Raw genomic sequence first — 13,313 nt, 5'->3', positions numbered from 1 at the left:
CCTACCGTATGGGGTATATTGACCAGGATCAGGTTCTGGCCATGGCCGAGCACTACAGCAAAACCGATTACGGAACCTATCTGAAGAACCTGTTCCGAAACCATCAAACCAGTTGAATAGGAAGGTAATAGCGATGTCTGCAGAAAAAAAAGCGACCCTGCTTTCGGCCGGGGGGGGGGCATGAAGGTGCTGATCGTGGGGAGCAACGGCCAGCTGGGCTGGGAGCTTCAGAGAACAATTCCCCAGGGCATTGACATTTCTGCCGTGGATATGCCGCAGATTGATATCACAAACCCGGAATCCATTGCCGGGGTGATGGACAGGGCGATCCCGGACTGGGTGATTAACTGCGCGGCCTATACCAACGTGGACGGGGCCGAGTCTGACCGGGACGCGGCCCATGCCATCAACTGCGAGGGTGCCGGGAATCTGGCACGGGCCGTGTCCCGGGCCGGAGCGCGACTGGTCCACATTTCCACGGATTTTATATTCAGCGGGGAAGGAAGCCGGCCGTACCGGCCAGAAGATGTCCCTGCCCCCCAGTCGGTTTACGGCCGGACAAAACTGGACGGGGAAAAGGCTGTGAAACAGGTTCTGGAGGAAGATACACTGATCATCCGTACTGCCTGGCTCTACTCATCCCACGGCAATAATTTCGTCCACACCATGATCCGGCTGATGAAGGAGAAACCCGCCCTGACCGTTATCGACGATCAAATCGGCACCCCCTGCTGGGCCAGGGGACTGGCTGAAGCCGTCTGGGCGTCTGTGGAGAAGCGTCTGGCCGGTATTTTCCACTGGACCGATGCTGGTGCGGCCTCCTGGTATGACTTTGCCGTGGCCATCCAGGAAGAAGCACTGGCCGCAGGACTGCTGAAGAAAAAAATTCCGGTTGCCCCCATTCCCACCCGGGCCTATCCCACCCCTGCCAGGCGCCCGGCCTACAGCGTACTGGATAAAACCGGCACCTGGGAAGCCACAGGGCTTTCACCCTGTCACTGGCGGAAACAGCTGCGGATCATGATCGGAGAGATCAACCGGTAGCAGGCCTAGGATTTGGACCTTAGAACGCGGACTGGAAATGAAGTTAATCGTTTCAAGAAACCTGTATATCATCCTGGCGGCAGACACCCTCTTGCTCTGCCTCTCATTTTTCGGGGCCCATCTCATCCGCTTCGATTTTTCCATCCCCGGCCATATCGGGGCCCATCTCTGGCAGCTCGCCCCCTGGATTATCGGGATCAAGCTGGTCTGTTTTTATTTTTTTAATCTTTACCGGGGTATGTGGCGGTACACAGGGCTCAGCGACCTGTTTAACGTGGTTAAGGCCATGACCCTGGCCATGGTGATCACGATTGCATTGATTCTATACATAAACAGATTTCAAGGGGTATCCCGTTCCGTGCTGGTTATAGACTGGTGTTTTTCTATCTTTCTTGTCGGGATGCTCAGAATTGTCACCAGGGTTGTATTTGAACAGTTCACTGAAGAGATTGGTTTTGCCGAGGTGGGGCAGGCCCTGGCCGGAATTTTCAGGAAAAGATCCGGCGGGACCAAGGGCGTGCTCATCATCGGTGCCGGGGACTGCGGTGAGAAAATCTGCCGGGAAATCAGGGAAGATGCCTCACTGAAATTCCATGTGGAGGGATTCCTGGATGACGATACCAGGAAGACAGGCCGCAAAATTCACGGCATACCGGTGCTGGGCAATATTGAAAAATTAGTCCTCATTGCCCAGGCCAAAGCCGTGGATGAAATCATTATTGCCATACCAAGCCTTATACCCGAACGGATGCGTCAGATCGTAGGGCTTTGCAGGGAGTCAGGCATTCCATTCAAAACCGTTCCCTCCATGGCTGAGCTGATCAATGGCCGGGTCAGCATCAATGCGGTCAGGGATGTGGAATACCGGGATCTTCTGGGGCGCAAGCCTGTGGAACTGGATACCGAGCGGATCGGCCGTTACCTTGGCGGAAAATGCGTGATGGTGACCGGTGCCGGAGGCTCCATTGGTCAGGGGCTTTGCAGACAGGTCTGCCGGTATGCCCCGGAAACCCTTTTGCTTCTTGAACGGGCGGAAAGTCCCCTGTATGAAATAGAGCTGGAACTGAAAAAGGATTTCCCGGAGATCGGGATTGTCCCTCTTCTGGCCGACATCCAGGATACGGTCGAGCTTGATCTCATTTTCCGGGCCCACAGTCCTGAGATCATTTTCCATGCCGCAGCCTACAAACATGTCCCCATGCTGGAGGCCCATCCCTGGAAAGCTGTGACCAACAACATTGTAGGAACGGAAAATATGGTGCGCATGGCCCACAAGTTCAACTGCCGCCGCTTTGTCTTTGTGTCAACGGATAAGGCGGTCAACCCGGCCAATGTCATGGGTGCCAGCAAGCGTATCGCAGAAATCATCGTTCAGAACCACAGCCGGTGCAACGGCGGAAGCACCCGGTTCATCACCGTCAGGTTCGGTAATGTCATCGGCAGTGTGGGCAGTGTCATTCCGCTGTTTAAAAAGCAAATCCGGGAGGGCGGCCCCGTCACGGTTACCCATAGGGATATGGTCCGTTTTTTCATGCTCATTCCCGAGGCCTGTCAGCTGATCCTGCAGGCCGGCGCCATGGGAAATGGCGGGGAAATTTTTGTTCTGGAGATGGGAAAACCGGTCCGGATTGATGACATGGCAAGAGACCTGATCCGGTTCTCCGGTTTTGAACCGGACCGGGATATTAAAATCGCCTACACAGGGCTTCGTCCCGGGGAAAAATTGTACGAAGAATTGATAACGGATGATGAAAATGTCATCCCCACAGACCATGAAAAAATCATGGTGCTGAACGGCAAGGAGAGTGATATGTGTACTGTGTTTAAAGAGCTCGAAACCTTGAAGTCCCTGGCCCGGAGCCGGGACCGCGACCGTATTGTGGAGCGCATCCGGAAAATCGTTCCCGAGTTTAAGAATAATTCGCTATAAATTGGGGTAAAATATTTCATACTCAGGAACCATTGTTTTCATAATTGACCTTATCCCTTTTCCATCCCGGAGGTTTGCCATCTCCTTCAATGTGTCAAGCCTGCCGTTCAGTCCCTTCATATCTGGGCAACTGGTGTTCAAAACCAGAATCTTGTCATGATCTGTGGGAATGACAGCTTCCTTGTCCGTCATGAGTTCTTCATACATTTTTTCGCCAGGCCGCAATCCTATATATTCAATTTTGATATCAATGTCAGGCTCAAGCCCTGAAAACCGTATTAAATCCCGGGCCATGGCATCAATATTGACCGGACTCCCCATCTCCAGAATAAAGGTCTCTCCCCCCTTACCCATCGCTCCTGCCTGAAGAATCAACTGGCATGCTTCAGGAATCAACATAAAATATCGCACCATATCCTTATGCGTAACAGTTATCGGCCCCAGTTCTTTTATCTGCTTTTTAAACAAAGGAATCACACTGCCGACACTGCCGATCACATTTCCGAATCTTACTGTCATAAATGAGGTGGAAACCCCTGATGCACAACTTGCTTCCTGAATCAGCAATTCAGAAATCCGCTTACTTGTGCCCATGACATTGGTGGGATTAACCGCTTTATCTGTGGATACAAAGACAAATTTTTCACATTGAAAGGCGTGGGTCACCTCAATCAGGTTTTTGGTTCCGAAAACATTATTCTCCACAGCTTTCCACGGATGCGCCTCCAGCATGGGAACATGTTTGTAGGCTGCAGTATGGAATACAATATCCGGCCGGGTCTGTTGGAAAACGTTTATAAGTTCATCCTTGACTTGAATGTCTCCCAGAACCGGAATGATCTTTATGCCCTTGAACCTTTTTTTAATTTCATGATCAATTTCAAACAAAGGGCTTTCAGCCCGTTCAAAAAGAACAAGCGTTTTTGGCGCATACACGCATATCTGGCGGCAAAGGCCAGTGCCTATGGATCCGCCCGCACCGGTTACGAGAACGCATTTATTCTTGATATAAAGCCCGATTTTCTCTTTATCCAGTTTGACAGGCTCTCTTCCCAGAAGATCCCGATACTCAACATTTCGAATGGATGAAACATCAATTTTTCCCTCTATCAATTCGCCTAAGTTGGGCACTGTTTTAAAATTGACACCGGCTTTTTTGCACAACCCTATGATATGACGCATTTTATCTGAACTCAGGCTTGGTATAGCAATAATGACATCCTTTGCACCTGTCGCTTTCACCGTCTGCTCCAGATTATCAATCACATTTAAAATGGGCACACCATGGATCTTCCGATTGATTTTTGCAGGGTCATCATCCAGAAAACCTAGGACATATGACTGAACAGAAGGGTTTTCATTAAATTCCCGACAAATTTTTCTCCCGTAATCCCCGGCGCCTATGATGAGCGTCCCCTTTCCTTTTCCTGCATTTTTACGAAATATCCTTAAAAATGCATTTTTCAAATCCAGAAAGGTTACTTTTTCTGTGAACTCTTCAAAACAAAGCCTCACAAGCAACCTTAAACTGGCAATTGACAGAACGGTAAGGCACCAGTCGATCACAAAAACAGACCGGGAAATATTTTCAAACCGTGTCAAATAAAGCACCAGGATGATAATGATAAAACTTGAAATTGACGCCGCTTTAAAAATACTGATCAAATCGTTGAAACTGGTGTAGCGCCACATGCCTTTATATAAATCAAAAAAATAAAAGCACAAGAACTTTACGCCCAATAGCCAGGGCAAAATAGACAAAAAACTATGGGAGAACCATTGCCGGCCGTTAAGTGAGTCATACCGGATCAAATGGGCCAGGTAAAAGGAGCCGCATAACAGGATGAGGTCCAGAGCCAAAACAACAAACAGATTTCTGGAAACCAATATTTTCATTTAAAAATATAGCCCCATTTATTAAAATACCGGACAGCACTTTCCAGGAAAACTAAAAACCATTTAACATTTTTATGGGCACTTCGCTCCCAGCGGTGAATGACCTTAGCATCAGGACAGCTAACTGTCCTGGCATTTTTTTGAACCTTCCTGCACAGATCCACATCTTCAAAATAGAGAAAAAACCGTTCATCAAACCCTTTTACAGATCTTATAATCCTGGTTCTGCAAAACATAAAGCACCCTGAAATAAAAGGAATATCAGTGGATTTTTCATACCCGGTATCTCTCATTTCATAGTAGCGGGAACGGTTTTGAATAAATCGTTTTGAAAAAAGGAACTGGAATCGTCGAACGAAAAGGTCAAGAATGGTTGGATACCTTTTATTTAAAAATTGCAGGCTTCCATCTTCATTTAGCACATTTGGACAACAGATACCTATAGAATGATCGTGATCCATGAAATCTTTCAGCTGTAAAATGGTCTGATCCGATAAAACAATATCGGCATTCATGAAGATAATGTACCGCCCTCTTGCCTTTTCCAAGTTAATGTTATGGTTGGCACCATACCCCTTTCTAACTTTATTAACAGTGACGACAGCCTGGGGGTAGGCTTTTTTCAAAAATTCAACAGACCCGTCTTCTGATCTGTTATCAACAATCAGAATCTCGGCATTAAGCCGTTTTAAACAATTTGCCAAAGTAGGCATTAAAGCCGTGAGATCATCTTTACTGTTATGGGAAACAATTGAAACGGTTATATCAGGAACAATGTACGCATTCTTATCCTTTTTATCGTATAAGACACTCATGTTTAATGAGAATAATTGAAGAGCCCATGGCAGGCACGGACGAGATGATCTGAAGAGGCATTACTGGCCGCATAAGGGGAATTGGGTTTAAGGCCGCCTGCCCCAAGCAGCAGAACTTTCATTCATACACCTCTGCATTTTTAAAATTGACGCCCTTTTCATCTTTCTCAGATAAAACCGGCACACTGCCATCCGGAATAGGCCAATGAATGTTTATCGTATTATCAGACCACAGGATGCATCTTTCATGTCCAGGAGCATAATAGTCGGTACATTTATAAATAAACTGTGCCGTGTCACTTAACACATAAAAACCATGGGCAAATCCGGGCGGAACCCATAACATTTTCTTATTTTCCGCAGAAAGAATTGCGCCCGCCCATTGACCGAAAAAGGGAGACGATTTCCGGAGATCAACCGCAACATCAAAAACCTCTCCGTCAATAACACGCACAAGTTTACCCTGGGGCTGTTTTATCTGGTAATGAAGCCCTCTTAAAATGCCTTTGCCGGACATGCTGTGATTATCCTGAACAAAACGCGCATGTTGAACATTTTCATTGAACTCATCTTCCCTGAAGGTCTCCATGAAGAATCCGCGGTGATCCCCGAATACCTGGGGTGTCATTAATACAATATCAGGGATATTTAATGTGGTGTATTTCATCGGCCTCCTGATCCTGTTTTGGGACAGTTCCTCGCCATGGAAAACATTTGAAACTGCCAAGATCCCTTGGGGTTGTAATTATACAGATACATTCATGACATGGACTTATATGAGATATGAAAAAGAAGTTCAAGAATTTTGTGCCCTCCGTTCCATATTGAACGTCCGGGAGGATCACCCCCCTAAAAGGGTCAGAAAAATACCCGCCGCAATCACGGTGCCGATAACACCTGCCACATTAGGCCCCATGGCATACATGAGCAGATAATTTTTCTTATCCGCTTCCATGCCCACCTTATGAACCACCCTGGCAGCCATGGGTACGGCCGAGACACCGGCTGCACCCAGCAGGGGATTTATTTTATTTTTGGAAAAAAGGTTCATGAGCTTGGCAAGGAGTACCCCAGTCATGGTGGAGACAACAAAGGCAAAAAGCCCCAGACAAAAGACAAATATCACCTGGGGCCTTAAAAAATTCTCCGCATTCATGGTGGCGCCCACGGGCACCCCAAGAAAGATGGTGACGATATTCATCAGTTCGTTCTGGGCCGCATCGTGCAGACACCCTACCACGCCGGATTCCCTGAACAGATTGCCCAGCATGAACAGGGCGATCAACGGCGCGGATGCCGGGACCAGCAGGATGATGACAAAGGTGGAGACAATGGGGAACAGCATTTTTTCAAGCTTTCCCACCTTTCTGCCCTTGGCCATGCGGATTCGTCTTTCGTCTGCGGTGGTCAAAAGTTTCATCACCGGGGGCTGGATAATGGGTACAAGGGCCATGTAGGAATAGGCTGCCACGGCGCAGACACCTAAAAGAGAAGGGGCCAGTTTGGATGCCAGGAATATGGTGGTGGGCCCGTCTGCGCCGCCGATGATACCTATGGTTGCCGCCTCTTTCAGGTCAAATCCAAAGGTCTGGGCCGCAAAAAAGGTGATGTACACCCCTGCCTGGGCCCCGGCACCAAGGAAAATCAGCCTGGGGTTGGCAATGAGCGGCCCAAAATCCGTGAGCGCCCCAAGGCCTAAAAATATCACCGGCGGAATGATCTCCCAGTGGATACCATATTCGTAAAATTTCCAGATCAGCCCGTCATGGGGATCCATAAGCCCTGCCAGAGGCAGGTTCGCAAGGATGATCCCGAACCCGATGGGAAGCAGCAACAAGGGTTCATAGGATTTTTCAATGGCAAGGTAGATCAGGGTCAGTCCGATGATCCACATGACCACAATACCCGGGGTAACATAAAACAGGCCCGTAGTCTGAAACAGGGAATACAGAGTGCTCATTTGTCCCCCCTTTGCCCGGCATCTTCCCTGGCTTTCCTGTTTGATTCCACCGCTGTGACCGCCGTCCGGGTAATCTTGATGGAAAGGTAAAGACAGGCCATGCCCGTAAATACACCCAACAGGCCGATAAGAAATACCCTTACCGCATCACCCATGCGTTATTCCTTTTCCTTTGCTGCAGCATGATCCCGTATAATTCTGGGCAGGATCATCTGGTGCTGGGGGCAGATGGATTTGGGGTTCTGGTAGGCAGCGCCTGCAAAGGACTGCATATAATGCCGCAGGTCGGCAAGCCTCACCACTTCATCCACCATGCCCTGTTTTGCGCAGTAAAGCGGGGTTGATGTATCCTTATATTTTTGAGCAAGGGCGTTCATCTTCTCCACCACAGGTTCAAGATCCCGGTCTGCTTCCTTGTCCTTGACAAGCCGCCTTGCATAGGTGGCAACCGCTGCTGTCTCACCGTGCATAACACAGATTTGTGTGGCACAGGTGCCCAGGGTAAAGGCATTGTTCCGGTTGGCCTGGGGGCCGCCCATGACATAGTGGGCGGCTGCGGTTCCCTTGCGCAGAATGACAAGCATCATGGGGAGACCTGACTGCTGGATGGAGTAGATCAGAGACTGACCCAGGCCTAAAAGTTCGGCTTTTTCGGCAACATCACCCACATCAATGCCCGAGGTGTCCTGGAACCAGATCACAGGAATTTGGTCCCTGCCGCAAAGGGTTACAAATTCGTTCATCTTGAGAAGCCCCTGGCGGTAAAGCTTGGTGCCTTCAATGTTGTCCGCAGGATTAAACAGCGTATGAAGCGGGGCCCAGGTGTCCGGGTCCACGATATATTCCAGCCGCTGCCATACGGTCATCTGGCCGCGCTGGTTGACCTTTTCTTCGGAAAGGCCTGCGTTTTTAACTTCGTCCACAGCGGCTGAGATCTGTTTTTCAGCCTTAATCACCTGCTCATAGTTATTCTGGGTGCGTTTTATGGTCCCTTTTTTGAGCGCTTTGCCAAACGGCGCCATGTTTTCAAAATAGGATTTCATTTGTCCTTCCTTTGACGACCGATCGACGCCTATTCAATTACGGCTAGCAGATCATCCTCTTCCACAGCATCCCCTTCCTTTACGGCAATCTTTGATACAGTGCCGGAACAGGGTGCAAATATGGGGGTTTCCATTTTCATGGCTTCAATAACCAGAATTTCATCGTCCTCTTCCACTGCTGCACCCGGCTCAACACTTAAGCTGACAATTTTTCCTGACAGGGGGGCTAATACGTCTTCAGACATGTGGGGCTCCTTTTTTATTGGTTACATTTATGCTGGCGGAGAGGGTGGGATTCGAACCCGCAGGATAATATTAAACAAATCATATTAACATATTGAAATAAAACAATATTTTATACAAACTATCTTTGTTTCGCTCTGGCGAAAGTCCACAAAAGTCCCCATTATTTTATTGCCATGTAAAAGGTGGGACACACCCATTTGTTTACTCGAACTCAATTTGGAAGGATGGGAGACTGTACCCGAAGTTCAGGAAACCGTTTGATATCATTGCAGATACAAACTTGCTCTATAACAAAAAAAAGATCAATTCTTCTATGAAGAACGACCTTTTTGATGTTTGGCTCCCCAGCACGGACTTGAACCGCGGACTTAGTGGTTAACAGCCACTCGCTCTGCCAACTGAGCTACTGGGGAGCAGCGCCTTTCAACAAGACGTGAGGGTTATATATCAGCCAAAATTCTTTGTCAAGCAAATTCAATAAAAAATTTGACATCCCCTGCCCTTAAGATTATTGTTAATTTTAGCCACAAAAAATTTCAGCAAAGGGAGGACACCAATGAATATTAACAGTATTCAGGGAATGAATGCCTATACAGCCAATGCGCTGATGGCAGACACGACTTCTGTCCAGAACAATACTAAGGAAGCAACAAGCGTTGACCTGAATAAGGCAAGTAGTCAGCCCGTCCAAGAAGCCTTCAAAGTCGACATCACCCCGGAAGCGTTAGCACTGCAGTCTGAAAATACAGAAGCCCTCGCCGAAGAGGCCCAGGACCAGCTGCAGACCATGCAGACTCAGCAGCCCCAGGGCCGCCAGGGCATCCTGCTTGATGTTATTGCCTGACATCATGAAATATGAAACTATTTTTCACAAGAGCGCATCATGATTACCGAAGACGGCATTGTCACCCACGCCACACCTGAAACAGCCTGGATTAAAACCACCCGCTCGGCAGCCTGCGAAAGCTGTACCTCAAAGGACTCCTGCGGCGTAAGCCATCATCCTTCCGAAGAAATGACCATCATGGTTCCAAACACGCTTGGTGTGGGAAAAGGAGACCGCGTGACTGTGGGCATTGATTCAGCACCTATGCTTTTTTTAAGCTTTCTGCTTTATGTCTTTCCAATTATTCTGCTCATCATTGGCGCACTTATCGGAGATGCCCTTGCACCTGTCTTGGAAATGAGCAGATCTGCCCTGTCCATGGGGTTTGGTTTTTTACTTTTTGCAGTTGCTTTTCTTATCATCCGAAAAAAACAGGCGGGCATGTCAGGAAGAGACAAATACAAACCCTTCCTGGTTAGAAAAAAAATTCAGCCCGGCTCCTGAAAATTGCATCATTGTAATAAATAAATTTCCACCACTTTTCCCTTGTAAATCTAAAATCAATATACTATATACGCTTGCAGTTGTGGGTTCGTCGTTAAACTCTAACCCCTAAATAATTGAGAGAAAAGTTATGACATCACAACGAGACCTGAAAATTGCTGTATGGATCATGATCGTTCTTTTGGTCACAGGGATTGTATGTTACGCGTCCTTTTCCCCACCTGTTCCGGATAATCCAGTCAGACTGATGTTTCAGAACAAAGCAGGCAAAGTTTTATTCACCCACCTCATGCACACAGACGACTATTCTTTAGATTGTCTGAACTGCCATCACAACCTTGAAGATGGCGAAACCTACAACTGCAGTGAGTGCCATGAGGAAACAGGTGATGAAAGCATGCCGTCCAGGGCTGACGCATTCCACGCCCAGTGCAAGGGATGCCATGAAGATTATGGTGCGGGTCCGGTAGAATGTAATGCATGTCACGCAAAATAAATTTTTCAGGATCACGGATATCAACCCACGGATATAACCTGAATAAATTTGAAGCTTGGCTTAAGATTTTTACAAAACTTAAGGACTAATTATGATTAAACGATCTTTTTTCGCTCTATCCAAACATAGGCTGACGTATGATCTGCTTGATACGTCCCTGCAATCTGCCGAACCGATTGCAGTACCTGGCAGTCTTACCCTTCTTTTGCCTGAAGAAATCAACAGCGCAAAAAAGGCTTTAATCGGCCCGGGAGATGCTGTCAAAAAAGGGCAGAAATTAAAGCTTTACGATGACAGTACGCCTTATGTTCTGTCACCTGTCGCAGGTACGGTCAAGGGATTTGATTCCTATTCCGATGACTTCGGCAACACAGCGACCTATATAATGATCAAGCCGGATCCACCGGCCAAAGGCGATGAGCAGTGGGCCCAGACAAATCTGGAAAAAACTCTTGAGTTTGCCGCCGGCTACCTGGGACAGATCCCCGGAGCACTGCCCTTTTCAACCTTGGCAAACCCGGAGTATAATATCAGGACCATTGTTGTGACAGGTGCAGACACAGACATTTTGTGTGATACCTGTCAATTTGTCTGCACCGCATATGCAGACCAGATGGCCGCCGGGGCCAGTATCCTTAAAGAAATGACCCGGGCCGACCGGATCTGCATTACAGTGCCTGAAAATCTTTCAACCAAGGTGGACCTTGATGGGTTCAATATACTCAGAACGTCTGATACATACCCGTCAAGCCTGCCGGCTATGGTAATGAAAGATCATTTGGGCAAGGTGCTTTCGCCAGGCACCTGCCCTGAAAATGAGGGCGTCTGTTTTATCCGCCCCGAGGCCCTGGTTTCCCTTGCCCGGATTTATGAAACCGGACACCCGGTGTTTGACAAGGTAATCACACTGATTGATAAGGGCGGGAAAAAATACCGGGTTAAGGCCACCATCGGCACACCCATCAGTAAAATACTTTCCTGTTTTAATGTTCAGATCAATGAACGGGACCGGGTCATCATCGGCGGCCCCATGCGCGGCCTTGCCACGTATACGATTCATCACCCCGTGGTTCCTGATATGGATACAATCATGGTTCAGGACAGGGATGTGATTACCGAACTCTCGGACAATGCCTGTGTCAATTGCGGCGAGTGCATCCGCATCTGTCCGGCCAATGTACCGGTGAACCTGCTGGTACGGTATCTTGAAGCAACCCTTTATGGAGAGGCAGCAGACCGGTTCGATCTGGAATCCTGTATAGAGTGCGGGCTTTGCAGCTATGTATGCAGGGCCAGGATTCCTTTATATCAGTATATCCGCCTGGGCAAACATGAACTGTTGACCCTTCGTGAAAATGCTTGAAGATGGGAGGAAACCAATGACAAACACTAAACTGACCGTCTCCCACGCCCCTTTCTGGCATAACGGAGACACCCTGTTCAAACAGAATCTGAATTTTATAATCGCCCTTTTACCGGCCGCAATTTTTGGTATTCTTAAGTTTGGCGCACCTGCGCTTGGGGTGTTGACCCTTGCCGCGTCATCAGCCATGCTCTGGGAAGTGGTCATGGCAGTCATCTCAAAACGGAAAGTCGCCATTGCCGATATGGAGTCTGCGGTCATCGGTCTGCTGTTCGGCATGATGGTTCCGGCCACAATGCCCTGGTGGGTTGTGATCACCGGCACATTTGTTGCGGTGGTCTTGGGCAAATTCGTATTTGGCGGTTCCGGTGGTAATCCTTTCCACCCTACACTGGTGGGCATTGCCATTCTTACGATGTCCTGGCCCGCCTTCCTGGACTTTGATACGGCTTATGTATCATACCAGTTTAATTTTACGGCTCTCGCACCTCTGGCGGCGCTGAAATCCCAGGGTCCATCAGCCCTTGCCTTATTCTCCAACTTTGATCTGCTGATGGGTAATGAAGTGGGGGGTATTGGTTCCACCTTCGGGCTCGGTATCATTATCGGCGGTATTTATCTAATTTTAAAGGGGTATACCCGCTGGGAAGTCGTGGTGTCATTCATCGCCGGCATTCTGATTACCGCAACACTTTTCTATGTACTCCACCCCGACAAATATGCCCCGCCCCTATTCCATCTGTTTTCCGGATATACCCTTTTAGGTGCTTTTTTCCTGGCTGTGGAAAATTCATCCTCACCGGTTTATCGCATTCCTATGTTTATTTACGGGTTTTTAGGCGGACTTATGATCATTCTGGTCCGTAATATCGGTATCTATCCAGACGGCACGGTTCTGTCCATCCTGCTGATCAACCTTGTCAATCCGCTGATTGATAATATAAAACCTAAAGCCCTTGGAAAGGGGGTGCCCCATGCGTGAGATGCTTAGTATGATTGTGGTACTGACCGTTCTTACGGCAGTATCCGGCGGCCTTCTTGCCGCCGTTGAACAGACAACCAGGCCCGAAATCGAAGAGCAGGTTTTGAAATTTCAGAAAGCACCGGCCATTAAAGAAATTTTCACGGATATCAGCAATGATCCCATCCAGGAACGCGTTGACGTGACTGTTGATGGGACCACGCTTCAG

14 protein-coding genes, 1 tRNA gene and 1 pseudogene are annotated in these 13,313 nt (G+C 48.3%); 8 read left to right on the top strand and 8 right to left on the bottom strand.

Features of this window, described 5'->3' with window-relative positions:
- Positions 1–180: 180 nt before the first annotated feature.
- Both rfbD and AB7U36_RS08505 read left to right on the top strand, forming a co-directional pair.
- Entirely contained in the window at positions 181–1,044 is an 864-nt protein-coding gene (rfbD, locus tag AB7U36_RS08510; RefSeq protein WP_428159357.1) for a dTDP-4-dehydrorhamnose reductase, read from the top strand.
- 37 nt (positions 1,045–1,081) lie between these two features.
- The gene (locus tag AB7U36_RS08505; protein ID WP_428159356.1) at positions 1,082–2,974 is read left to right on the top strand and encodes a polysaccharide biosynthesis protein; all 1,893 of its coding nucleotides are present in this window, start codon (positions 1,082–1,084) and stop codon (positions 2,972–2,974) included.
- Here AB7U36_RS08505 and AB7U36_RS08500 read toward each other — a convergent pair.
- The 8 genes from AB7U36_RS08500 to AB7U36_RS08465 all read right to left on the bottom strand — a co-directional run bounded on the left by AB7U36_RS08500 (position 2,969) and on the right by AB7U36_RS08465 (position 9,347).
- On the bottom strand, positions 2,969–4,870 hold the full coding sequence (locus AB7U36_RS08500; RefSeq protein ID WP_428159355.1) for a polysaccharide biosynthesis protein: 1,902 nt from the start codon (positions 4,868–4,870) through the stop codon (positions 2,969–2,971). The two genes, AB7U36_RS08505 and AB7U36_RS08500, sit on opposite strands and share 6 nt — an antisense overlap.
- Positions 4,867–5,685 carry a glycosyltransferase family 2 protein gene (locus AB7U36_RS08495; protein WP_428159354.1) on the bottom strand — a complete coding sequence of 273 codons (819 nt, stop codon included), beginning with the start codon at positions 5,683–5,685 and terminating at the stop codon, positions 4,867–4,869. Before AB7U36_RS08495 ends, AB7U36_RS08500 begins: the two co-directional genes overlap by 4 nt.
- A gap of 118 nt (positions 5,686–5,803) precedes the next feature.
- On the bottom strand, positions 5,804–6,352 hold the full coding sequence (gene rfbC / locus AB7U36_RS08490; RefSeq protein ID WP_428159353.1) for a dTDP-4-dehydrorhamnose 3,5-epimerase: 549 nt from the start codon (positions 6,350–6,352) through the stop codon (positions 5,804–5,806).
- A gap of 174 nt (positions 6,353–6,526) precedes the next feature.
- Positions 6,527–7,645, bottom strand: coding sequence for a sodium ion-translocating decarboxylase subunit beta (locus AB7U36_RS08485; RefSeq protein WP_428159352.1), 1,119 nt, complete (start codon positions 7,643–7,645; stop codon positions 6,527–6,529).
- A complete protein-coding gene (locus AB7U36_RS08480; protein WP_428159351.1) occupies positions 7,642–7,800 on the bottom strand; it encodes a hypothetical protein in 159 nt (52 codons plus the stop codon). Before AB7U36_RS08480 ends, AB7U36_RS08485 begins: the two co-directional genes overlap by 4 nt.
- A gap of 3 nt (positions 7,801–7,803) precedes the next feature.
- Positions 7,804–8,688, bottom strand: coding sequence for a carboxyl transferase domain-containing protein (locus AB7U36_RS08475; protein WP_428159350.1), 885 nt, complete (start codon positions 8,686–8,688; stop codon positions 7,804–7,806).
- 29 nt (positions 8,689–8,717) lie between these two features.
- Positions 8,718–8,933: a biotin/lipoyl-containing protein gene (locus AB7U36_RS08470; protein WP_428159349.1), complete on the bottom strand. Its 216-nt coding sequence runs from the start codon at positions 8,931–8,933 to the stop codon at positions 8,718–8,720.
- 338 nt (positions 8,934–9,271) lie between these two features.
- Positions 9,272–9,347: transfer RNA gene (locus AB7U36_RS08465), tRNA-Asn, on the bottom strand.
- Positions 9,348–9,490: 143 nt separating this feature from the next.
- Between AB7U36_RS08465 and AB7U36_RS08460 the strand changes: the two genes are divergently transcribed.
- The 6 genes and pseudogenes from AB7U36_RS08460 to AB7U36_RS08435 form a co-directional block, all read left to right on the top strand.
- On the top strand, positions 9,491–9,778 hold the full coding sequence (locus tag AB7U36_RS08460) for a hypothetical protein (protein WP_428159348.1): 288 nt from the start codon (positions 9,491–9,493) through the stop codon (positions 9,776–9,778).
- 39 nt (positions 9,779–9,817) lie between these two features.
- A complete protein-coding gene (locus AB7U36_RS08455) occupies positions 9,818–10,264 on the top strand; it encodes a SoxR reducing system RseC family protein (protein WP_428159347.1) in 447 nt (148 codons plus the stop codon).
- A gap of 130 nt (positions 10,265–10,394) precedes the next feature.
- A complete protein-coding gene (locus tag AB7U36_RS08450; protein ID WP_428159346.1) occupies positions 10,395–10,760 on the top strand; it encodes a cytochrome c3 family protein in 366 nt (121 codons plus the stop codon).
- Positions 10,761–10,851: 91 nt separating this feature from the next.
- A complete protein-coding gene (locus AB7U36_RS08445) occupies positions 10,852–12,123 on the top strand; it encodes a 4Fe-4S dicluster domain-containing protein (RefSeq protein ID WP_428159345.1) in 1,272 nt (423 codons plus the stop codon).
- A 16-nt stretch (positions 12,124–12,139) separates the two neighbouring features.
- A complete protein-coding gene (locus tag AB7U36_RS08440; RefSeq protein WP_428159344.1) occupies positions 12,140–13,105 on the top strand; it encodes an RnfABCDGE type electron transport complex subunit D in 966 nt (321 codons plus the stop codon).
- Positions 13,098–13,313, top strand: a pseudogene (locus AB7U36_RS08435) (RnfABCDGE type electron transport complex subunit G); the annotation flags it as partial. The gene AB7U36_RS08440 and the pseudogene AB7U36_RS08435, both read left to right, overlap by 8 nt.

This window comes from Desulfobacter sp. (assembly GCF_050177295.1).
Note: the sequence above shows the minus strand (reverse complement) of the source record. Positions and strands in the feature narration are given on the sequence as shown.

What these genes read in the sequence shown, in the direction of transcription:
- rfbD (WP_428159357.1), top strand. Translation starts at nt 181, where the DNA reads ATGAAGGTGCTGATCGTGGGGAGCAACGGCCAGCTGGGCTGGGAGCTT.
- AB7U36_RS08505 (WP_428159356.1), top strand. Translation starts at nt 1,082, where the DNA reads ATGAAGTTAATCGTTTCAAGAAACCTGTATATCATCCTGGCGGCAGAC.
- AB7U36_RS08500 (WP_428159355.1), bottom strand. Translation starts at nt 4,870, where the DNA reads ATGAAAATATTGGTTTCCAGAAATCTGTTTGTTGTTTTGGCTCTGGAC.
- AB7U36_RS08495 (WP_428159354.1), bottom strand. Translation starts at nt 5,685, where the DNA reads ATGAGTGTCTTATACGATAAAAAGGATAAGAATGCGTACATTGTTCCT.
- rfbC (WP_428159353.1), bottom strand. Translation starts at nt 6,352, where the DNA reads ATGAAATACACCACATTAAATATCCCTGATATTGTATTAATGACACCC.
- AB7U36_RS08485 (WP_428159352.1), bottom strand. Translation starts at nt 7,645, where the DNA reads ATGAGCACTCTGTATTCCCTGTTTCAGACTACGGGCCTGTTTTATGTT.
- AB7U36_RS08480 (WP_428159351.1), bottom strand. Translation starts at nt 7,800, where the DNA reads ATGGGTGATGCGGTAAGGGTATTTCTTATCGGCCTGTTGGGTGTATTT.
- AB7U36_RS08475 (WP_428159350.1), bottom strand. Translation starts at nt 8,688, where the DNA reads ATGAAATCCTATTTTGAAAACATGGCGCCGTTTGGCAAAGCGCTCAAA.
- AB7U36_RS08470 (WP_428159349.1), bottom strand. Translation starts at nt 8,933, where the DNA reads ATGTCTGAAGACGTATTAGCCCCCCTGTCAGGAAAAATTGTCAGCTTA.
- AB7U36_RS08460 (WP_428159348.1), top strand. Translation starts at nt 9,491, where the DNA reads ATGAATATTAACAGTATTCAGGGAATGAATGCCTATACAGCCAATGCG.
- AB7U36_RS08455 (WP_428159347.1), top strand. Translation starts at nt 9,818, where the DNA reads ATGATTACCGAAGACGGCATTGTCACCCACGCCACACCTGAAACAGCC.
- AB7U36_RS08450 (WP_428159346.1), top strand. Translation starts at nt 10,395, where the DNA reads ATGACATCACAACGAGACCTGAAAATTGCTGTATGGATCATGATCGTT.
- AB7U36_RS08445 (WP_428159345.1), top strand. Translation starts at nt 10,852, where the DNA reads ATGATTAAACGATCTTTTTTCGCTCTATCCAAACATAGGCTGACGTAT.
- AB7U36_RS08440 (WP_428159344.1), top strand. Translation starts at nt 12,140, where the DNA reads ATGACAAACACTAAACTGACCGTCTCCCACGCCCCTTTCTGGCATAAC.